Consider the following 20,563-nt stretch of genomic DNA (forward strand, 5'->3'; position numbering starts at 1 on the left):
CTTCGCGTGGAGCGACAAGGCGGCGCACGAAGAAACGGCCCCGCCCGCAACGCGGGACGAGGCCGTCAGGCTTCTGGGAAGACGAGGTCTAGGCGAACCAGAGGGCCAGCTCGCGGGCCGCGGACTCGGGCGAGTCCGAACCGTGCACGAGGTTCTGCTGAACCTTCAGGCCCCAGTCCCTGCCCAGGTCGCCGCGGATGGTTCCCGGGGCTGCCGTGGTGGGGTCGGTGGTGCCGGCCAGGGCGCGGAAGCCCTCGATCACGCGGTCGCCGGCGACACGCAGCGCCAGGATCGAACCGCTTTCCATGAACTCGACGAGCGGCTCGAAGAACGGCTTACCGGCGTGCTCGGCGTAGTGCTCGGCGAGGAGGGATCGCTCGGCCTGCACAAGCTTGATGTCGACGAGGGAGTAACCCTTCGCCTCGATGCGGCGAAGGATTTCGCCGGACAGATTGCGGGCCACGCCGTCGGGCTTGACCAATACGAGTGTTTCCTGAACGTTCGTCATGAGTTCTCCTTGTGCTGTCTGTCTATGCGGGAGCCGGTGATCATGCAGTAGACCCACATGCCGGCGAAGAGTGCCCCGACGACGAACATCGCCGGGTTGAGGAATCCGGTGGCGACGATGACGACCTGGACGGCCCAGCCGATCGTGTAGGCCCAGTTGTACCGTAGCAAGCCGAGGGTGGCGACCATGATGAGGCAGAGCAGCGCTCCGCCGCCGAGGGTGACCCAGGCCGGCAGGTCGCTGAGCCCGAAAATCACCAGCGTGGCCAGGAACACCACGATCAGCTCGAAGCCGAGCACGATCGAGGCGAGCGAGCGCCGCACCGATCCGCTTCTCACTTGGTCATCCAGTCCCCCGCGTCGGCCAACGCCACGGCGTCACCGACGAGGGTGATCGACCCGGCGACGAGCACCGCACGCTTGGGGGCGTCCTGGGCCCAGCCGCGAGCCGCGTCGAGGGCCTGGGCGAGGTCACCGAACCTGAAGGTGTCGGCGTCGCCGACGTGCTCGGCGACGAGGTCGGCGAGGTCGTCGACCGGGATCGCGCGCTCGGAGTGCGACTGCGTCACGTGGAAGCGGGCCACGGCGGGGCGCAGGGCCTCGATGATGCCTGCGGCGTCCTTGTCGGCGAGGATGCCTACCACGACCACGATCTCGTCGAAGTCGAAGTAGCTCTCCAGGGCCGCGGACAGGGCGAGGGCCCCGTGCGGGTTGTGCGCGGCGTCGACGAGCACGGTCGGCTCGATGCCGACCAGCTGCAGCCGTCCCGGCGAGGTGGCCGTGGCGAGGCCCTCCACCAGGATGTCTTCGACGAGGGCCTGGCTGCCCGCGCCGAGGAACGACTCGACGGCGGCGATGGCCACGGCCGCGTTCTGGGCCTGGTGGGTGCCGTAGAGCGGCAGGAAGAGTTCGGAGTAGGTGCCGGCGATGCCGCGCACCGAGATGAGCTGGCCGCCGACGGCCACGTGGCTGGCGAGGAGGGCGAATTCGCTTCCCTCGCCCACGAGGGTCGACTCGGTGAGCTCGGCCGCCCGGCTCAGCTCGGTCATGGCCTCCGGCGGCTGCGCGGCGGTCACGACGGCCGCTGCGGGCTTGATGATGCCGGACTTGGTGCGGGCGATCTCGGAGATGGTGCTCCCAAGCCGCTTGGTGTGGTCCAGCGCGATCGGGGTGAACACGGCCACCTGCCCGTCAGCGACGTTGGTGGAGTCCCATTCGCCGCCCATGCCGACCTCGAGCACGACCACATCGACCGGCGCATCCGCGAAGCAGGCGAAGGCCAGAACGGTGAGGGCCTCGAAAAAGGTGAGCGGTTCGTCACCGGCGGTGGTGAGTTCGGCGTCGACCATGAGCAGGTAGGGCTGGATGTCGGCCCAATTCGCGGCCAGGGCCTCGTCGGTGATGCTCTGCCCGTCGATCACGATGCGTTCGTTGAGCCGCACGAGGTGCGGGCTCACCAGCAGGCCGGTGCGCAGCCCGTAGGCGCGCAGGATGCTCTCGATGATGCGGCTGGTGCTGGTCTTACCGTTCGTGCCGGTCACGTGGATGATCGGGTAGGAGTTCTGCGGGTCGCCGAGCAGTTCGACCGCCCGGCGGGTGGCCTGCAACCGCGGCTGGGGTGAGCTCTCGCCCACTCGCTCGAGCAGTGCGGCGAGCACGGCGTCGCCGGCGTCACGGAATTCGTCGGGGTAGTAGTCGTCAGACATTGATGGTTCCTTTGTCGCGGGCGACGGCAACGATGACCGGTCCGTGGTTCGCGTAGTGGTTGGCTTCGAAGCGCACGTAGTGCTCCACGATCGAGCCGGTCAGGCCCGGCAGCCATTCGGACGGGGTGCCGGCGGTGTCAGCCGGGGCGGAATGCGCGGTGAAGCGGGTGGCGAGGGTTTCACCGGCGACGTCGACGCCCGCCGCCAGGGCGAAGGTGTCGGCGTCGGTATCGGCGAAGAACACCAGGTCGAGTCGGATGCGGTCGCTGACCTCGAAACCGGCCGACTTGCGGGTGTCCTGAACGGCGCGGATGAGGTCGCGGGCCAGGCCCTCCGCCTCGAGTTCGGGCGTGGTGGTGGTCTCCAACAGCACAAAGCCGCCGCCGGCGAGAAGCGCGAGTGCCGAACTGTTCAGCACCGATTCGGCGTCCGCGGCCGTGGAGGCGGCCTGGAGTTCCAGCTCGTACTCCCCCGTGGCCAGCTCGATGCCGCCGGCGGTGACGACGCCGTCGGTCTCCGACCAGTCCCCGGTGCGGGCGGCCTTGATGACCTGCTGCACCTGCTTGCCCAGGCGCGGGCCGGCGGCGCGGGCGTTGACGGTGAGCTTGGAGGTGATGCCGTAGCTCTCTGCGCTGTCGGCCGATTGTTCGACAAGGGTGACGGCCTTGACGTTCAGCTCGTCGCGCAGGATGCCCTCGAACCCGGCCAGGGCGGCCGTGTCGGTGGTGACGACGGTGAGGTTCGCCAGCGGTAGGCGCACCCGCAGGCCGGCCTTCTTGCGCAGCGACAGCACTGTGGAGCTGACCAGGCGCACCTGGTCCATCGCCGTGACCAGGCCGGGATCGGCGGGGAACACCGCAGCGTCCGGCCAGTCGGTGAGGTGCACGCTGCGTCCGCCGGTCAGGCCCTGCCAGATGCGTTCGCTGATCAGCGGCAGCAGCGGCGCGGCCACCCGGGTCACGGTTTCGAGCACCGTGTACAGGGTGTCGAAGGCATCCGCTCCGGTGCCGTCGGCGGCGACGCCGGCCCAGAACCTGTCGCGGGAGCGGCGCACGTACCAGTTGGTCAGCACGTCGGCGAAGTCGCGCAGGCGCGATGCGGCCAGGGTGCTGTCGAGGCGTTCGAGGTCGCCGGTGACGTCCTCGATGAGGTCGCGGGTCTTGGCCAGCAGGTAGCGGTCGAGCACATCGGTGGAGTCGGTGCGCCAGGTGGCGGTGTAGTCGGTGGCGTTGGCGTAGAGCGAGAAGAAGTACCACGTGCTCCACAGCGGCAGCAGCATCTGGCGGGTGCCCTCGCGGATGCCCTCCTCGGTGACGATGAGGTTGCCGCCGCGCAGGACCGGGGAGCTCATCAGGAACCAGCGCATGGCGTCGGAACCGTCACGGTCGAAGACCTCGTTGACGTTGGGGTAGTTGCGCAGCGACTTGCTCATCTTCTGGCCGTCGTTGCCGAGCACGATGCCGTGGCTGATGACGTTCTTGAACGCGGGCCGGTCGAACAGGGCGGTCGAGAGCACGTGCAGCAGGTAGAACCAGCCGCGGGTCTGGCCAATATATTCCACGATGAAGTCGGCCGGGTTGTGGCTGTCGAACCATTCCCGGTTCTCGAACGGGTAGTGCACCTGCGCGAACGGCATCGAGCCGGAGTCGAACCAGACGTCGAGGACATCCTCGATGCGTCGCATGGTGGACTGCCCGGTGGGGTCGTCGGGGTTGGGCCGGGTGAGCGCGTCGATGTAGGGCCGGTGCAGGTCGGTGGGGCGCACGCCGAAGTCGGCTTCGAGTTCGTCGAGGGAACCGTAGACGTCGATGCGCGGGTAGGCGGGGTTGTCGCTCTTCCAGACCGGGATCGGGGAGCCCCAGTACCGGTTGCGGCTGATCGACCAGTCGCGGGCGTTGCCGATCCACTTGCCGAACTGGCCGTCCTTGACGTTCTCCGGAACCCAGGTGACGTCCTGGTTGAGGTCGACCATCCGGTCACGGAAGTCGGTGACCCGCACGAACCAGCTCGACACGGCCTTGTAGATCAGCGGGTTGCGGCAGCGCCAGCAGTGCGGGTAGGAGTGCTCGTAGCTGGCCTGGCGCAGCAGCCGGCCCTGCGACTTGATCAGCTGGGTGAGCGGCTTGTTCGCATCGCTCCAGAGCTGACCGGCGACCTCGGTGACGTGGGGCAGGAACTTGCCGCCGTCGTCGAGCGAGAGGATCACCGGGATGTCGTAGGCCCGGCAGACGATCTGGTCCTCCTCACCGTAGGCGGGGGCCTGGTGCACGATGCCGGTGCCGTCGGATGTGGTGACGTAGTCGGCGAGCACGAAGCGCCACGCGTTCTGGGTTCCCCACTCGCTCTCGTCGGCGTAGTAGTCGAACAGGCGGTCGTAGGAGACGCCCTCGAGGTCGCGGCCGGTGACGGTGCGGCTGATGGCGGCCGTTGCTTCGGCGGCGCTGTCGTAGCCGAGGTCCTTGGCATAGCTGCCGACGAGGTCGATCGCCAGCAGGTACTCGGCGCCGAGCACCTCGGTGGTCGGGTCGGGCGCGCCGGCCTGCTCGCGCAGCACCTCGGCATCCGGGGTGCCGTGCGGACCGGCGGGGACGACGGCGTACTCGATGTCCGGGCCGACGGCCAGGGCGAGGTTGGTGGGCAGGGTCCAGGGCGTGGTCGTCCAGGCGAGGGCCCGCACGGCGGTGAGGCCGAGGGTCTCGGCCTTGGCGCCGACAAGCGGGAATGTGACCGTGACGGTCTGGTCCTGGCGCATCTTGTAGACATCGTCGTCCATGCGCAGTTCGTGGTTGGACAGCGGGGTCTGATCGCGCCAGCAGTACGGCAGCACCCGGTAGCCCTCATAGGCCAGGCCCTTGGTGTGCAGTTCCTTGAAGGCCCAGATCACCGACTCCATATAGGTGATGTCGAGGGTCTTGTAGTCGTTCTCGAAGTCCACCCAGCGTGCCTGGCGGGTGACGTACTTCTCCCAGTCCTTGGTGTACTCGAGCACCGACTCGCGGGCGACGGCGTTGAACGCGGCCAGGCCCATCTCTTCGATCTGGCTCTTGTCGGTGATGCCGAGCTTGCGTTCGGCCTCGAGCTCGGCCGGCAGGCCGTGGGTGTCCCAGCCGAACCGGCGGTGCACCTGCTTGCCGCGCATGGTCTGGAAGCGCGGGAACAAGTCCTTCGCGTAACCGGTGAGCAGGTGGCCGTAGTGCGGCAGGCCGTTCGCGAACGGCGGGCCGTCGTAGAAGACCCACTCCGGGGCGCCCTCGCGGTTGTCGATGGAGGCCTGGAAGGTGCCGTCCTTCTCCCAGAAGTCCAACACCTCGCCTTCGATCTGCGGGAGGTTCGGCGAGGGAACGACTGCTGCGTCGCGGACGGGGCCGGCGTCGGGCAGACCGAACGCGTTGTCTGTGGGCTGCTGCGGGTACGTCATGCTTCTCCTGGACGAGGCGGGTGAAAAGCCGCTGGCCTATTCCACGAGGACGCTCGCCCCGACAGGACGTTGCGCGGTACCACCTCGCTTGCCGTTCCTGAAAGAAGCGAACGACCGCTCAAACAAAGGCTGTGACGGGCCCGACCCGTTCGGCTCTACTTGTCGAAGAACGTGCCGGGGCACGCTCACAACGTTCTTCCGAAGACTCCCCGGTGATAGCCGGATCTGTGTCTGTCGATCAATACTATCTTGTCAGTAAGCCTGATCCCGGTCCAGAACCGGGTGGAACCCAGCGCAGACCGGCGAGATCGCGGCGTCCACGTAGCCGGCCAGCTCCCCGCGACCCACGCCGGCGGCGGCCCACTCCCTGGCGGCCGCGACCGCTGCCGCCACCACCGCGCTCGAGAACGCCCGTCCGGCGAGGTCGGCCAGGGCGGCCTGCCCCGGCCGGGCGCCGACGAACTCGTGCACGAGACCCACCTGCACGAGAAACCTGGCCAGTGCGGATGCCTCCAACTCGCTGCTCGTCGCCATCAGCTCGTACTGGGTGAGGGCCCAGGGCACCCGGCCGGGCCCGAACCCCGCCGCCACCCGCAACAGCGCCTGTCGCACCGATTCGGTCACCGGGGCGGACCGGTCGCAGTCGGTGAGCGAGGCGGGCAGCGCCGCCAGGCCGGCGTCGACATCGACCCAGAGCAGGTCGCTCTTGGCTGAGAAGTAGTTGAAGAAGGTGTTGCGGCTCACCCCGGCCCGCCGGGCGATGTCACCGACCGTGGTACCCGCGTAGGTCTGCTCCAGGAACAGTTCCGCCGCGGCCTCTTCGAGCATCGCCCGGGAGGAACCACGGGGACGGCCTGGGGCACGGGAATCGGACATGGCTCTCCTGTGTTCTACGATGAGACTCGACGCATCCGTTTTTTGGACTGAGTCCAATAATGCCACAGCAGGCTTTCCCCGCACCGCCTTCGTGAAAAGAGACCGCCGCATGCCCCGTCCGGGAATCGTTCCTTCCACCCCGCGCTCCGCCACCTTCGCCGTTCTGGCCGGTGCCGCTGCCCTCGGCCTCGCCTTGACCGGCTGCACCACCGCCGCGTCGCCCGACGGCGGCGGGAAGCCCACGAGCGGCGGAACCCTGACCTACGCCTCCGGCGACGCCGAGCCCACCTGCCTGGACCCCCACGTCGGCGGCAACTATCCGCAAGCCCTGGTCAGCTCGCAGTTCCTGGAATCGTTGGTCTCCCTGGACGCCGATGGCACCATCATCCCGTGGCTGGCCGACAGCTGGACGGTGAGCCCAGACGGGCTCTCCTGGGAGTTCACGCTCAAGGACGACGTGACCTTCACCGACGGCACCCCGCTGGATGCCGCCGCGGTGCAGGCCAACATCGCCCACCTGCAGAACCCGGAGACCGGCTCCTCAACCGGATACCTCGCCCTGGCCAAGGTCACCGGTACCGAAGCGGTCTCGGATTCCGTGGTGCGGCTGAACCTGACCCAGCCCGACAGTGCGCTGCTCGAGTCGCTCGCCCAGCCGTGGCTCGCCATCGAGTCCCCCACCGCACTGACGCGTAGCCAGGACGAGAACTGCGCCGCCCCGGTGGGCACCGGCCCGTTCATCGTCGACTCCTGGGTGAAGCAGAACGCCATCACGCTGGTGCGGAACGAGGACTACACCTCTCCCCCGGCCGACGCCGAGCACGACGGGCCGGCGTACCTGGAAGAAATCGTCTGGCGTTTCATCCCGGACTCGGCCTCCCGCTACGCCGCCCTGCAGGCCGGTGAGGTCGACGTGATCGACAACGCCCAGCCCGACACCATCAGCCAGGCTGAGTCCAGCGACACCATCGTGCACCTCGACGCGCCGCGCCCCGGCGCCTCCAACCGCATCGAGCTGAACTCCGGCAAGGCGCCGTTCAACGACGCCGCGGTGCGTGAGGCCTTCATCCGCTCGGCAAATGTCGACGACGCCGTTGCGTCGCTGTTTCAGGGCAGCGCCGAACGGTCCTTCTCCGCACTGTCCAGCGTCGAACCGCTCGGGGTGTCCCGGCCTAACCTGTTCGACTACGACCCCGACGCCGCCGACGAGCTGCTCGACGGCGCCGGCTGGGCGGAGAAGGACTCCGAAGGCTATCGCGTCAAGGACGGCGTGCGGCTCACCGTCGTCTTCCCGGTGAGCACCAACCAGTCCATCCCCGCCGAACAGTCGCTGTTCGAGCAGATCCAGGCGACGGCCAAGGAGACCGGGTTCGAGGTTCAACTGACCAAGCTGGACCTCTCCAGCTGGTATACCGCCCTGGGCAGCAACGCGTACGACGCCGTCAGCGCGCCGTACACCAAGATCGGCCCTGACGTGCTGCGGATCCTGTTCCACTCCGACGGCATCACCCCGGCGCCCAGCGGCTACTTCGCCAATCACGCCCAGGTCAACGACCCCGAACTGGACTCCCTGCTCACCGAGGCGGGCCAGGTCTCGACAGGCTCGACCAACGCCGACGCCGACCTGCGCGCCTCGCTGTACGAAGACGCCCAGGACCTGATCCTGAACGGGTTCTACATCCTGCCGCTCTACGACCAGCAGAACCACTTCCTGCTCGGCTCGGCGGTCGAGGGCGCCCGCGCGCTGCCGACCGTCTCAACGCCGGCGTTCTACGACGCGTGGCTGAACCGCTGACGATAACCGCCCGGCGGGGCGCACGGCCTCGGCTCCGAGGTCTCGCCCGGCGACTCGCCGGCGCGGTCTTCGTGCTGTGGGCCGTCGCCACCGTCACGTTCTTCGCCGTGCGGCTGATCCCCGGCGATCCTGCCGAGGCCATCCTCGGCGGTCCGGGCTCGCAGACCTCGCCGGAGGCACTCGCGGCGGTGCGCGCCGAATACGGCCTCGACCAGCCGGTGCTGGTGCAATACCTGCAGCAGCTGGGTCGTCTGGCCACCGGCGACCTCGGCCGCTCATACGCGCTCAACATGGATGTCGGCCCGCTCGTGCTCAGCCAGCTCGGCGGAACCCTGCTCCTGGCCGTCCTCTCGCTCGGCGTCGCCTGGCTCATCGCACTGCTCCTGGCCACCTGGTCCACCGGGCGCGGCCGCATGGCCGCCCGGATCGGCACCGGCCTCGAGATTGTCGGTGCGGCCCTGCCGCACTTCTGGCTGGCCACCACCCTCATCGTGGTCTTCAGCGTCTGGTGGGGGGTGCTGCCGCCGATCAGCACCGCGGATGCCCGCGGCCTGGTGCTGCCCGTCGCCACCCTGGCCATTCCCCTGGCCGGTTTCCTCGGCCAGGTCATGCGGGAGAGCCTGAACACCGCCCTGGAATCACCGTTCGTACTCTCGGCGCGGGCCCGGGGGGAAAGCGATCGCGGGGTGCTCTGGCGGCACGCCCTGCGGCACGCCGCCCTGCCCGCGATCAGCCTGTCCGGCTGGGCGTTCGGCTCCCTGATCAGCGGCGCCGTGGTGGTCGAGACGATCTTCGCGAGGCCCGGCCTCGGCCGCACCCTGCTCAACGCCGTCACGGTGCGTGACGTTCCGGTGGTGGTCGGCGTGGTGATGGTGGTCGCGGTGGCCTACATTCTGATGACCATCGTCACCGACCTCGCGTCCAGCCTGGCCGACCCACGGCCCACCGAGCACGGGAACGGAGCGCTCTCGTGAGCGAACTGGAGATTCAGGCGTCGGCGACCGGTCACGGTGCCGGGCGCCCCCCGGCATCCGCGGGCGGCGGCTTCGGCAGGATGCGGGTCAGCGTGGTGGAACTCGCTGCCGTGCTCGTGGCCGTGCTGCTGCTCACCGCGGCGATCGTTCCGCGCCTGCTCGCCCCCGGCGACCCGCTCGCCATCGACCCGCTTGCAGCGTTCGGCGCCCCGTCGTGGGAACACTGGTTCGGCACCGACGAATCGGGCCGGGACATCTACACCCGCGTTGTCGACGGGGCCAGGGACTCCCTCCTGATCGGCCTCACGGCCACCCTGATCGGGCTCGGCCTCGGCGCGGTCCTCGGCACGGTCGCCGGCACCCTCGGCGCCGCGGTGGACTTCACGGTCAACAGATTCCTCGAGGTGCTGTTCGCCTTTCCGGGGTTGCTGCTGGCCCTGCTGTTCATCCTGGTGTTCGGTCCGGGTCCCGGCAGCGCCATCATCGCGGTGGGGCTCTCCACGGCGCCGGGCTACGCGCGCATCATTCGCGCCCAGCTGCTCCGGGTGCGATCCTCGGCGTTCGTGGAGGCGGCCACGGTGCAGGGCCTGGGCCGCGGCCGGATCCTGACCAGGCACATCCTGCCCAACACGCTGGCGCCCCTGCTGGTTCTGGGCACCCTCGGCATCGGTCAGGCCATCGTCTGGGCCGCCGCGCTGAGCTACCTGGGGCTGGGCGCGCAACCCCCGGCCGCCGAATGGGGCGCCATGCTCTCCGCCGGCCGCACCTACATCACCTCGGCCTGGTGGATGAGCTTCTTCCCCGGCCTGTTCATCGTGCTGACCGCCGTGTGCGCGACTACCCTCGGCCGCTCGATCGAACGACGGATGAGGCACGCATGAGCACCACAGGACCACGCGATGCCTCCTCCCGCGCTGCCGTCGCGCTCGCGGCCGGCCTGCACCCGCCGGTCGCCCTGCGAGTGGGCAACCTGCGGGTGGGTTTCGGCGATGCGTCAGCCGACGACGCCGTGCGCGGTGTCTCGTTCGAGGTCCGAGCCGGCGAATGCCTGGCCATCGTCGGCGAGTCCGGGTCGGGCAAAAGCGTCACCGCGCGCAGCATCCTTGGTCTGGCCGGTGCCGGGGCCAGGGTCAGCGCCGATGAGCTCAGCCTCGCCGGGGAGTCCGTGCTCGGGCTCTCGGAGTCGGCCTGGCGCCGGCGCCGCGGCCGGGCTGTGGGCCTGGTGTTGCAGGACGCCCTCGCCTCCCTCGACCCGCTCCGCCCGATCATCCGCGAGATCGGCGACTCGCTGCGCTTGCACACCCGACTCGACCGGGCCGAACGCAGCCGCCGGGTGCTCGAGGTCCTCGACGCCGCCGGACTGGCGCAGCCGGAGCTCTACGCGGGCCGGCGCTCCGGAGAGCTGTCCGGCGGCCAGCGCCAGCGCGCCCTGATCGCCGCCGCGCTCGCCCTCGATCCCCCGCTGTTGGTGGCCGACGAACCCACGACGGCCCTCGACGTGACCGTGCAGGCCCAGGTGCTCGACCTGCTCGAGGAGGTGCGCGCCCGGGGCACGGCCATCGTGCTGATCAGCCACGACCTCGCCGTGGTGGGCCGCATCGCCGACCGGATCGCGGTGATGCACGAGGGCCGCATCATCGAGACCGGCACAACGGCCGAGGTGCTGCAGAACCCCCGGCACGCCGAGACCAGGCGGATGCTGGCTGCGGTTCCCGTGGACAGGCCGCGCGGGTCCAGGCTCGCGCCGGCAACGGCCGTGCGGGAGCCCGTCGTCGCGCACCCGCCCGCGCGTGTCCCCGAGCGCTTGCCCGAGCGGGTCCCCGTCAGCGTTGCGTCCCGCACCCCGGCGGCAGAGCCCGTTGCCGAACCGGTCATCGCCCTGGAGGCCATCGGGCTGTCCAAGTCGTTCCGTGGCCCGCACGGCACCCTGCACCGCGCCGTCGACGAGGTGTCCTTCCGGTTGCCTCGGGGAAGCACCCTGGGCATCGTGGGCGAGTCCGGCTCCGGCAAGACCACCACCGCCAGGCTCGCCCTGGCGCTCACGGCCGCCGACGCCGGGGAAGTGCGCCTGCTCGGTGAGGCGTGGAGCACGCTGCCCGAACGCGACCGCCGGGCCAGGCGGTCCCTGGTCGGCGCCGTCTACCAGGACGTGCTCGGATCATTCGACCCCCGGTTGAGCGTGCGCGAGATCCTCCGCCATGCCGTCGCCGCCACCGCCGGGAGCAGCTCCGGCGGAGGTTCGGCGGGGCGCCGCGCCACGGCCGCCCGGGTGTCCGCACTTCTTGATGATGTCGGCCTGGCCGAGACCCTGTTGGATCGCCGGCCCACCGACCTCTCCGGCGGACAACGCCAGCGGGTGGGCATTGCCCGCGCCCTGGCCTCCAGCCCCCAGATCCTGATCTGCGACGAACCCGTTTCGGCGCTGGATGTGAGTGTGCAGGCCCAGGTCCTCGACCTGCTCGACGAACTGCAGCATGAGCTGGAGTTGAGCCTGCTGTTCATCTCCCACGACCTCGGCGTGATCCAGCACGTCAGTGACCAGGTCGCCGTGATGAACGACGGCCGGATCGTCGAGACCGGCACTGCCGCCGAGGTATTCCGGGCACCGGCGCATCCGTACACACAAGCGTTACTCGCGGCAGTGCCCCGCCTGCCGTGAACCCGCGGGCCTGATGCCCCTCCGTGAACCCGCGGGTACCCTACGCTGAGCCATGTGTTCTCCATCGTGACCTCAACGCTCCGGCTGGCCGCCTCCAGATGGCCGGTCCTGCTGGCGTTGTATCTGGCCGGATGGCTGGCGCGGTACCTCGTCATCGAGGTCGCCGCCCTGGTCGGGACCACGGACGCCCTGACCGCGTTCCTCATCATGCCCGTCGCCATCCTCGCCCGGCTGGCGAGCTTCATCGGGATGTTCCTGGTGCTGCGCCCCGGGATGCCCGCCTTCGACGATCTCGCCAAGACCGGCGACGACGCCATCGACCGCACCGAGGAGGCGCCGGCCACCGGACGGCCAAGTCTGCAGGACCTGTTCCTGGCGAGTGTGCTGCCCTTCTTCGCCTTTTACGCCGCCTGGCAGTTCCTTGCGGAGGATACCCTGCAGTACGCGGCCTCGGCACTGGCCAAGATCAACCCGTTCGACGACACCGACAACTCGGCCGGGGTGCTCAACCTCGAGCTCACCTGGGCCTCTGCGGCGGCGATCGCCGTCGCGTTCACCGGGCGATTCCTGCTCAAGCGGTACAGCGCCAGGCTGCCGCGATGGACTGCCGTGGTGACCGTGTACCTCGAGGCCGTCTGGGTCTATCTCACCCTGTTCCTGATCAGCAACTACCGTGACGACTTCGGGTCGTGGGTTGCCAACCGTGCGGCGATGCACTGGATAGCCGACCTGCGCTCCGCCCTGGGAGACGTCTTCGCCCCGATCGGGGTCGTCTGGGACGGCATCGCCTGGGTGATCGGTGAGGTGGGCGCCCTCGTGCTGCTCCCGGTTGCCTGGCTCGCACTCGCGGGCATCGTCTACGGCCGGGCGCTCACCGCGGGCCCACTGCTCATCAGGGTGCCGCAGAACCGTTACTCAGACCGGGTGCGCACCCGTTACGCCCGCGTGCCCAGGGCCGTCTCCCGCCGATTTGCGGATGTCGGCACCGGCTTCGTGGGCCGCTGGAAGCCGCTCGCGAACGCCCTGACGCTGGTGTGGCGGGCGGGGGTCGTGCCGATGGGCATCTTCGTGCTCGCCTACACCGTGATCGAAGCCGCCGGGGCGTGGATCGGGTTCGGCGCGACCCGGCTGATCGGCGCCCACGACCTGGAGACGTGGTGGATGAACGTCGACGACGGCCTCATCTTCGCCATCGAGGTACTCCTCGAGCCGCTGCGCATCTGCCTCATCGCCGCCGGTTACGACTACTGCCTGCGCCGGCTGGGCGAGCGACGCCAGGCGGCCGCCCTCGCAGAACCAGTCCGCGCGAACGCGTAACCCGCCCCTGGCGGGTCAGTCCAGGGCGAACCTGCCGTACTCGGGCAGGAAGCCCGGGACAGCGATGTTGACGGTGAGGGATGAGGACTCCCCCGCCTCGGCGGGCACAACGAACTCCGCCTCGAAGGAATACCGGGTGCTCAGGTCTGAGCTGCATGAGGTGAGCAACGGCCCGGCCCCGCCGAGGAGCGCCCCCCGGGAGCCGTTCGACCAGCTCCTCGTCACGGTTCCGCCGCCGGATTCCTCCAGCCGGGCGGTGCACAGGTCAGGCACGCCATCCGGCCCGGTGCCGGTCGGGTCGACCTCGACCGTGACGGAAATCAGGTCGGTGCCGGCGGGGAGGTCCCGCTCACGCCCGGCAGCACTATCGGCGCTGACCCTGGCGGTTGACTCGATGCGCCACCGTGCGTTGCCGTACTCGAGTGTCTCGCCGACAGCAGCATTCACCGGTCGGCTGGGCCACTCCTCGAAATACCGGATCCACTGGTTCGCGAACATGATCCCCACGGTCACCGGTAGCAGCACCAGAACCGCCAGCAGTGCGCGGCCGTTCCGCCTCAGCCAGCCCACCCGCTTTCCACCGCGACTCACCGGGCACCCCACTTAGGGAAGTCGACATCGATGCTCGGTTGCACGTCCAGCGCGGCCAGATCCACGGGCATCACGAGCAGGGAGTCGACGCGGGGATCGCCACTCCTGGCGATTTCGAGGGTGGCGTGTTGTGCGGCCGTGGCCGAGACGACATCCGCGGGGAGTTCGAACATGAGCGGGCCGGTCAGCGGGATACCGGTGGCCAGCCCGCTGGTAGCGAGAGTGCCGGTCCCCGGTCGGGTCGAGGCGCTGAATGCGGTGTCGCCCACGCGCAGCACGGCCGTTCCGAGCACGCCGCCCTCGTCGTCCACCACGGCCTCGACGCTGAGCTCAACAACGACCCAGACGCCCGGTGTGCTCCCGGCCCAGCCGTTACCTGCGGTCACCGCCTCCGCGATGGCGACAGAATGCACGGTGGCACGGATGTTGCGCCCACTGGCCGGCTCCGTCAACGTGGCCGGCACGATGAACGCCGAGTGCTGCAGCTCCCGCCCCGGCGTTGTGTGCAAGACGACCGACGCAACAGCCAGGATGGCCAGCAACGCCGCCCCGTTCGCGGCGTGCCGCCAGCGCGATATCCCCGGGGTCATTCCGACACCCCGGCGCCCACGTCGCCCAGTTTCAGCTCGAGGGTGCCGCTCACTACGGGGTCACCGTACAGTCCGCCGTAGGTGAGCTCGCCCTCGCTGATGAAAACGCGGTCGAGCAGCTGAACCTCGATCGCGTCGCCCTCCGCCACGGCGTCGCCGGCAACCTGCCAGATGAAAACCACCTCGACGGGCACGCCGGACTGCGCGACGACCTCGTCGCTGCCGTCGTCGACCACCAGGATGTCGAACGGCGGCTCGGCCCGCGGCAGGCCGGGCACCCCGCCGACCCGGATCCGGTCGGAGTCGACGGTGTTCAGGCGGATCGGCTCCGTGGTGGTGTTTTCCACCAGTGCGCGCACGACGAGCAGCCGGTCGCCCTCGGCCGGAACGACGCCCTGCTCAGGGAACGCGTCGATGAGCAGCGCCCGGGTGACGGTGACGGTGAGCTCGGACCCGACGTGGCGTTCACCCTCCGCGATGACCGGGGCAGCCTGGACCGGAGTGTCGTCGAGCCCGCCGAACAGGGCCGACAGCCCGAGGAGCACGGTCGTCAGGCCGGTGAGGAGCCACCGCGTCGGCAGCCGGTCGGCGAGCCCGGGGATACGCTCCCGCCATAAGGCGGGCCTGGGCGGCGGGGTCGGCGCAGCGTCTGGAGAATCGGGCGGGCCTGCCGCTGAATCATCCGGCACTGAATCCCCCTCGGTTGGCCATGGGGACATCGTAGCGAGCGAAAGGACCGTTGATGCGTCCAGCCCGCTACTCCTCCACAGGCGGCCGGTTTGAGTACCTTTCCCCACCCGGTTCTGCAAGGGCTGGAATGTCAGTGGTCGGTGAGAATATCGGGGTATGAGCAGCCCCGCAGAGCAGTTCCCGACCGACCCGGAGGACCCGGGTCACGACGCCCACGACGCGGCTGCCGACGCCGCCGCCGCCGCCGGTGCCGCAGCGCACGCCCACCGGCGCCGGCGCACCCTGCAGGATCAGGCTCAGGCCACCCTCGCGCGGAAGGTCGCCAAGGCCAGGAAGGCCCACCGCAAGATCGCGAAGGCGACCGCCGAACGCGCTCGTGCGCTGGCGGACCTGCAGCGGTGGAGCTCCGACCCGGCCACCGCGAAAGTCCTCAACCCCGACTACACCGCCGAGTCGGCCCGCGGCCCGGTCCGCACCGACGCCGACGCGAGCCCTCGGAAGATCGCGGCATGGGAAGACCAGGAAATCGCCCGCCGCACGATCACCACCGAGGTCGCCTGCTCGCTGCGCCTGGCCGATCGCACCGCGGAGAACCTGATCGGTGAATCCTCGATGTTCGCCGGCCCGATGAAAGCCACCCTCACCGCGATGAGCTCCGGCGACATCAGTTACCGGCACGGGCAGGTGTTGATGGACCAGCTCAGCTTCATCCCGCTCGAGGAAGCCGCCGAGTTCGAAGCCAAGTTGCTGCCGGAAGCCAAAGACCTCACCGTGGGCAAACTCGCGGTGAAGGCGAGGCGGATGCGGGAACGCGCGCACCCGGAGACCCTCAGCACACGGGCCACCGCCGCTGTTGCCGAACGTGGGGTCTGGTGGGAGGGCCGGGCCGATGGCATGGGCACCCTGACCTGGTACGGCACCGCGGTGCAAACCCAGGCCGCGCACGACAGGTTGACCAGCATCGCCCACGCCGCCCAGAAACAGGAACGGCAAGACCCGTTGATTCCCGAAACAGAGCGGCGCACGATCGGGCAGATCTGCGCCGACGCAATGGCCGACCTGGTCCTGGACGGCGTCACCCCCGCCGGCACCGGCGGCGGCATCCGCGGCAGCGTGATGGTCACCGTGCCCGTACTCACCGCGATGGGAAAAAGCGAGGCACCCGGTTTCCTGGAAGGGTACGGGCCGATCCCGGCCGACGTGGCCCGGGAGATCGCCGCCGGCTGCCCCAGCTTCACCCGGCTGCTGGTGCACCCGGAGACCGGGGCGGTGCTCTCGGTCGGTAAGGAGCAGTACCGGGTCCCGGCCGACACACGCCGGTGGTTGGGGTTACGGGACGGCACCTGCCGCTTCCCGGGCTGCAGCAGACCCGCATCCCGCAGCGACATCGACCACACCGTCGCCAGAGAACACGACGGATCGACCGACTACGACAACCTGGCCCACCTCTGCCGCGCCCACCACCGACTCAAACACCAAACTCTCTGGACCGTCGTCCAAGAGCCCGGTGGGGTGCTCGTCTGGACCTCACCGGCCGGGGAAACCCACCGCACCTATCCGGAAACCACCCTCGGTCCACCACCCACCCTGGCCACGACACCCGAACCGCCAGCAGCACCGGGTCGGCCGCGGACAAGCGACCGGCCCGAAGATCCACCGCCCTACTAGGCGGGCGGGTCGTCTGAGACCACTCCCCAGCAGGGGCTCGGTTCATCGCGTTCGAGCGGGCGCCGCAACGCCCGCGGGCGAACTCCGAGATTCAACGATTACGGAGCGATCGTGACACCGGGGCTGACCCCCGCCGCGAGGGTCCCCGACGTCGCGGTGAGCGTGTAGCTCCCCGCCCGATTCACCCGGCAGCCGGCGAACGTCGCCACACCGGACACCGCCGCACGAGGGTTGCTGGTACACGTGAGAGTGGCCCCTGCCGGGGTCGTGAGTTTGACGGTGACCGCGGCCGAACTCGCAACAACGTTTCCGCTGGCATCATGGATCGCCACACTCGGCTGGGTGCCCCAAACCTGGTTCACCGACCCACCGGACCCAGACGCAACGAAGACCAGCTTGCTCGCGGCACCGGGGGTGACCGTGAAGGCGGGACTCACGGTAGTCAGCGTGCCGGCGGTTGCGGTGAGCGTGTAGGTACCGGCCTTGTCGATGCTGCATCCCGAGAAGATGAATCCCCAACCGAAGTACGACGGCGCGGGATTTGTCGTGCAAGCCAGTGTTGCGCCGGCAGCGTTGGTCAGGGCAAGGGTGGCTTGCCCGGTCGCGGTGACAGCGTTGCCGCCTGTGTCTTGCAGGGTCACTGCCGGCGTGTTTCCGAAAGTGGTCGCCGAGGTTGTCGACCCTGGTGAAGAGACGAAGACCAGCCGGGCAGCGGGCCCGGTGGCGACCGTGAGGCTTGCGCTCGTGGCGGCGGTGAGATTGCCGGACACCGCCCGCAGCGTGTAGCTGCCGGCCCGGTCGACGGCGCAGCCGGCGAATGCGGCCGCCCCCGACAGCGGCGAGACCGGGTTCGTCGCGCAGGTCAGTGTGGCTCCGTTTGCGGTGGTCAGGCTCAGGGTCACCGGCGAGGTGCCGGTCGCGATGTTGCCGCCGGCGTCCTGCACCACGACCGTGGGTTGGCCGGAAAAGGCCAAACCGCCGGTCGACCCACCGGGGTTGACGCTGAAAGCCAGTTTCGCTGCAGGACCCGGGGTCACCGTGTAGCTGCCGCTGACCGCCGGGGTCAGGACGCCGGCTGTGGCGGTCAGCGTATAGCTGCCCGCCTTGTCGATCCTGCAGCCGGAGAACGCCGCAACACCGGACGATGCGGCCTTGGGGTTTGCTGTGCAGTACAGCGTGGCCCCGGCAGCGGTCGTGAGCTTCAGGGCCACGGCGGCGGTGCTCGCGACGGTGTTGCCGCCGGCGTCCTGGATCGCGACCGCGGGTTGGCTGTCGAAGGTGGTGTTGTACCGCGTCGTGGTCGGTGCCGACGTGAAACCCAGTTTCGTGGCGGGTCCGACGGCGATGGTGAAGCTCGCGCTCACGGCCGCCGTGAGCGTTCCCGAGCTGGCGGTCAGGGTATAGGTGCCCGCCCGCCCGATGGAGCAGCCGGCAAATGTGACGGTTCCGGTGCCCGTGGCCGGGTTCGCGCTGCAGGCGAGGGTTGCCCCCGCCGCTGTGGTGATCGCGAGGGTGACCGGCGCGGTGGTGGCGACGGCGTTGCCACCCGCGTCCCGGACGGCGACCACCGGCTGGGTGCCAAAGGCTATCCCGCCGGTTGAGCCGGAGGGGCTGGTGGTGAAGACGAGGCGAGCGGCGGGACCGGCGCTGATCGCGACGGATCCGCTCACGGCCGCGGTCAACCCGGCCGCGGTCGCGGTCAGGGAGTAGCTCCCGGGCTTGGTGATCTTGCAGCCGGCGAAGGTCGCGGTCCCGGCCACGGCGGCTCTCGGGTTGGCCGTGCAGCTGAGACTGGCCCCCGCAGCGCTGGTCAGGCCCAGGGTGACGGCCGCTGTGCTGCTGACCGTGTTCCCGCCGGCATCCTGGATCGCCAGCACCGGCTGGACGGCAAAGGCTGTGTCCACCGATGTGGGGCCCGGTTGGGCCGTGAAGACCAGCTTCGAGGCCGGGCCTGTCGTGATGGTGAACGTGGCACTGAGAGCGGCGGGAAGTGCGCCGGAACGGGCGGTCAGCGTGTACGTTCCGGCCCGGTCGATGCGGCAGCCGGCGAATGACGCGCGGCCGGAGACGGCGGCTACCGGATTGGCCGCGCAGGCCAGGGTCGCCCCAGCCGGATTGGTCAGGGTCAGGGCCACGCTGGCGGTGCTCGACGTGGTTTCCCCTTCGGCGTTCTGGATGGCCACGACGGGTTGACGGGACCAGGCGACGCCGCCGGTTGAGCCGGAGGGGGTGGTCGTGAAGGCCAGTTGGGTTGCGGGGCCGGCGGTCTCCCAAGAGCTGCCGGCCATGGTTGTGGTGGCGCTGAAGGCGGCGGTCACCTCGGTGGGCGGTGCCGCCACCAGTGTGACGGCGATCAGTGTCGCAACGACCCCCGCGGCGACCAGTTCGGCCGGCGGAACCCGCGGGCCCCTCCCCTGACCAGACGGTCGGAAGTGACGTCCACGGGGCCGGCGCGACCGCGGGTTCGCGGCGCCGTCCAGCGCGACGATGACGACGGCCGCGGCGGTTATGGTCAGCCACAGCACAAGCGGAGTGATGGCCGTCGTGGTCAGCCAGAAGGCGGGCAGCCCGATCCAGGGGATCAGGAGCTGGGCTTGGCTGATGATGTCGCCCCGGTCCAGGGGGCCGCTGTCCACGCTCTGGTTGGCGTCACCCGCTGTGATGAGCGACCCGTCTTCGTTGGCCCCGATCACCCGGTGCAGCATGGTGCCGGCCGTGGCAGACCCGGCCGGGGCGGGGAAGCTTACGACGCGCCCGAGGGGCGGCGGAGTGTCGGCCTCCATGGGCTCGGAGAGCACGATGTCGCCGGCACTGATCAGCGGTTCCATGGACCCGCTCTGCACGATCGAACCCGTGAGGCCGGTGAGCATCGGCAGCGTGGCGCAGGCGCCCAGGGCAAGCATCAACACCAGGTAGGCCCTCGACAGGGTGGCGATCGTCAGGAATCCCCAGCCCCCGCGCACGGCGCGGGGCTGGCGACCGACGGTGCTGTCGGTGGATCCACTGTCGAGGGACACTGCTACCTGATCTGTCGGGGCGCTACCTGGTGGTGGATGGCCGAACTAGTTGCTGTTCTGCAGCTCCCAGACGAGGTCGATGCTGGTGGAGGCGCCCTGCAACGCGTCGACCTGCAGCTGGGTCAATCCGGTCGCATCGAAGGTCCAGGTTCCCTTGTAGGTCTTGGACTCCCCGCTGGCGTTTCCTGTGGTCGTCCACGCGCTACCACCGGTGGCGTAGTCGCTATTGACCGTGGACAGTGTGGCCAACGACGCTGCCGGCAGGACCGGGACCGCCGGGTCGATGACGAAACCCGTGCAGTCGGCGAAGCTCCCGCCGGTGCCCTGTTCGATCTTCAGCTTGATGTATTTCTCCAGTCCCTGCGCCGAGGGCGACAGGTTCTGCACATAGGCCTTGACTACCCCGGCGACGGACGACGATGCCGTAACGACGAGGCACTTCTCGCCGGTGTCGCCAGGCGTGACGTTGGTGACCTGGAAACCGGCGGTGCCGTTGTCGTCGTCCGTGAGGGCCACGCTCCCGGTGCTCCAGCTATTTCCGGGGTTTCGGGTCGAGGATGAGAACGCGGCGTTCGACGCCTGGAACACCATCGCGCCGGCGAGCAGGATGGCGGCCGGGCCAACACCAACGGTCACAATGCGCCGGGCGAGGGTACTGGGTTTACGCATGACGGAATCCTTCGGTTTAGGGCAGGCCGGGGTCCAGAATGAAGGCCGCAGACTGCGACCCAATCGAAACCCTGGGTTGACCTAGT

At 69.5% G+C, this 20,563-nt stretch carries 16 protein-coding genes; 6 read left to right on the top strand and 10 right to left on the bottom strand.

Annotated elements, in window-relative coordinates:
• Positions 1–88 precede the first annotated feature (88 nt).
• The 5 genes from ndk to CXY76_RS16775 all read right to left on the bottom strand — a co-directional run bounded on the left by ndk (position 89) and on the right by CXY76_RS16775 (position 6,507).
• A complete protein-coding gene (gene ndk, locus CXY76_RS16755; RefSeq protein ID WP_088456374.1) occupies positions 89–508 on the bottom strand; it encodes a nucleoside-diphosphate kinase in 420 nt (139 codons plus the stop codon).
• Positions 505–846, bottom strand: a complete 342-nt coding sequence (locus tag CXY76_RS16760) for a DUF4233 domain-containing protein (protein WP_158253927.1) — start codon at positions 844–846, stop codon at positions 505–507. The genes ndk and CXY76_RS16760 overlap by 4 nt, the downstream gene beginning before the upstream one ends.
• A complete protein-coding gene (locus CXY76_RS16765) occupies positions 843–2,213 on the bottom strand; it encodes a folylpolyglutamate synthase/dihydrofolate synthase family protein (RefSeq protein WP_104166534.1) in 1,371 nt (456 codons plus the stop codon). The genes CXY76_RS16760 and CXY76_RS16765 overlap by 4 nt, the downstream gene beginning before the upstream one ends.
• Entirely contained in the window at positions 2,206–5,631 is a 3,426-nt protein-coding gene (ileS, locus tag CXY76_RS16770; RefSeq protein WP_104166536.1) for an isoleucine--tRNA ligase, read from the bottom strand. The genes CXY76_RS16765 and ileS overlap by 8 nt, the downstream gene beginning before the upstream one ends.
• A 252-nt stretch (positions 5,632–5,883) precedes the next feature.
• On the bottom strand, positions 5,884–6,507 hold the full coding sequence (locus tag CXY76_RS16775) for a TetR/AcrR family transcriptional regulator (RefSeq protein WP_104166538.1): 624 nt from the start codon (positions 6,505–6,507) through the stop codon (positions 5,884–5,886).
• Between the two features lie 109 nt (positions 6,508–6,616).
• Here CXY76_RS16775 and CXY76_RS16780 point away from each other — a divergent pair, with 109 nt between their 5' ends.
• From CXY76_RS16780 to CXY76_RS16800, 5 genes are all read left to right on the top strand, one after another.
• Positions 6,617–8,302: an ABC transporter substrate-binding protein gene (locus tag CXY76_RS16780; RefSeq protein WP_199190341.1), complete on the top strand. Its 1,686-nt coding sequence runs from the start codon at positions 6,617–6,619 to the stop codon at positions 8,300–8,302.
• Entirely contained in the window at positions 8,287–9,276 is a 990-nt protein-coding gene (locus CXY76_RS16785) for an ABC transporter permease (RefSeq protein ID WP_369826170.1), read from the top strand. The genes CXY76_RS16780 and CXY76_RS16785 overlap by 16 nt, the downstream gene beginning before the upstream one ends.
• Positions 9,277–9,356: 80 nt before the next feature.
• Entirely contained in the window at positions 9,357–10,157 is an 801-nt protein-coding gene (locus tag CXY76_RS16790; RefSeq protein WP_199190371.1) for an ABC transporter permease, read from the top strand.
• Positions 10,154–11,935, top strand: coding sequence for an ABC transporter ATP-binding protein (locus CXY76_RS16795; protein WP_199190342.1), 1,782 nt, complete (start codon positions 10,154–10,156; stop codon positions 11,933–11,935). The genes CXY76_RS16790 and CXY76_RS16795 overlap by 4 nt, the downstream gene beginning before the upstream one ends.
• A gap of 54 nt (positions 11,936–11,989) precedes the next feature.
• Entirely contained in the window at positions 11,990–13,252 is a 1,263-nt protein-coding gene (locus CXY76_RS16800; protein WP_104166544.1) for a hypothetical protein, read from the top strand.
• Between the two features lie 15 nt (positions 13,253–13,267).
• Here CXY76_RS16800 and CXY76_RS16805 read toward each other — a convergent pair whose 3' ends face one another.
• Genes CXY76_RS16805 through CXY76_RS16815 form a run of 3 tightly spaced genes read right to left on the bottom strand, consistent with a single transcriptional unit; the run spans position 13,268 to position 15,122 of the window.
• Complete coding sequence (locus tag CXY76_RS16805) at positions 13,268–13,843, bottom strand: hypothetical protein (protein WP_146073479.1); 576 nt, start codon at positions 13,841–13,843, stop codon at positions 13,268–13,270.
• Entirely contained in the window at positions 13,840–14,433 is a 594-nt protein-coding gene (locus tag CXY76_RS16810) for a hypothetical protein (RefSeq protein ID WP_104166548.1), read from the bottom strand. Before CXY76_RS16810 ends, CXY76_RS16805 begins: the two co-directional genes overlap by 4 nt.
• Positions 14,430–15,122, bottom strand: a complete 693-nt coding sequence (locus CXY76_RS16815; RefSeq protein WP_146073480.1) for a hypothetical protein — start codon at positions 15,120–15,122, stop codon at positions 14,430–14,432. The genes CXY76_RS16810 and CXY76_RS16815 overlap by 4 nt, the downstream gene beginning before the upstream one ends.
• A gap of 157 nt (positions 15,123–15,279) precedes the next feature.
• Between CXY76_RS16815 and CXY76_RS16820 the strand changes: the two genes are divergently transcribed.
• A complete protein-coding gene (locus CXY76_RS16820; protein WP_104166552.1) occupies positions 15,280–16,791 on the top strand; it encodes an HNH endonuclease signature motif containing protein in 1,512 nt (503 codons plus the stop codon).
• A gap of 98 nt (positions 16,792–16,889) precedes the next feature.
• Here CXY76_RS16820 and CXY76_RS16825 read toward each other — a convergent pair whose 3' ends face one another.
• Positions 16,890–19,808 carry a hypothetical protein gene (locus CXY76_RS16825; protein ID WP_104166554.1) on the bottom strand — a complete coding sequence of 973 codons (2,919 nt, stop codon included), beginning with the start codon at positions 19,806–19,808 and terminating at the stop codon, positions 16,890–16,892.
• Between the two features lie 45 nt (positions 19,809–19,853).
• Positions 19,854–20,477 carry a hypothetical protein gene (locus CXY76_RS16830; RefSeq protein ID WP_088456382.1) on the bottom strand — a complete coding sequence of 208 codons (624 nt, stop codon included), beginning with the start codon at positions 20,475–20,477 and terminating at the stop codon, positions 19,854–19,856.
• Positions 20,478–20,563: the final 86 nt, after the last annotated feature.

This window comes from Cryobacterium sp. N22 (genome assembly GCF_002929555.1).
Classification (GTDB): domain Bacteria; phylum Actinomycetota; class Actinomycetes; order Actinomycetales; family Microbacteriaceae; genus Cryobacterium.

Coding starts and splice junctions, on each gene's coding strand:
- CXY76_RS16765 (WP_104166534.1), bottom strand. CDS start 2,213: ATGTCTGACGACTACTACCCCGACGAATTCCGTGACGCCGGCGACGCC.
- CXY76_RS16790 (WP_199190371.1), top strand. CDS start 9,357: ATGCGGGTCAGCGTGGTGGAACTCGCTGCCGTGCTCGTGGCCGTGCTG.
- CXY76_RS16775 (WP_104166538.1), bottom strand. CDS start 6,507: ATGTCCGATTCCCGTGCCCCAGGCCGTCCCCGTGGTTCCTCCCGGGCG.
- ileS (WP_104166536.1), bottom strand. CDS start 5,631: ATGACGTACCCGCAGCAGCCCACAGACAACGCGTTCGGTCTGCCCGAC.
- ndk (WP_088456374.1), bottom strand. CDS start 508: ATGACGAACGTTCAGGAAACACTCGTATTGGTCAAGCCCGACGGCGTG.
- CXY76_RS16820 (WP_104166552.1), top strand. CDS start 15,280: ATGAGCAGCCCCGCAGAGCAGTTCCCGACCGACCCGGAGGACCCGGGT.
- CXY76_RS16795 (WP_199190342.1), top strand. CDS start 10,154: ATGAGCACCACAGGACCACGCGATGCCTCCTCCCGCGCTGCCGTCGCG.
- CXY76_RS16780 (WP_199190341.1), top strand. CDS start 6,617: ATGCCCCGTCCGGGAATCGTTCCTTCCACCCCGCGCTCCGCCACCTTC.
- CXY76_RS16830 (WP_088456382.1), bottom strand. CDS start 20,477: ATGCGTAAACCCAGTACCCTCGCCCGGCGCATTGTGACCGTTGGTGTT.
- CXY76_RS16810 (WP_104166548.1), bottom strand. CDS start 14,433: ATGACCCCGGGGATATCGCGCTGGCGGCACGCCGCGAACGGGGCGGCG.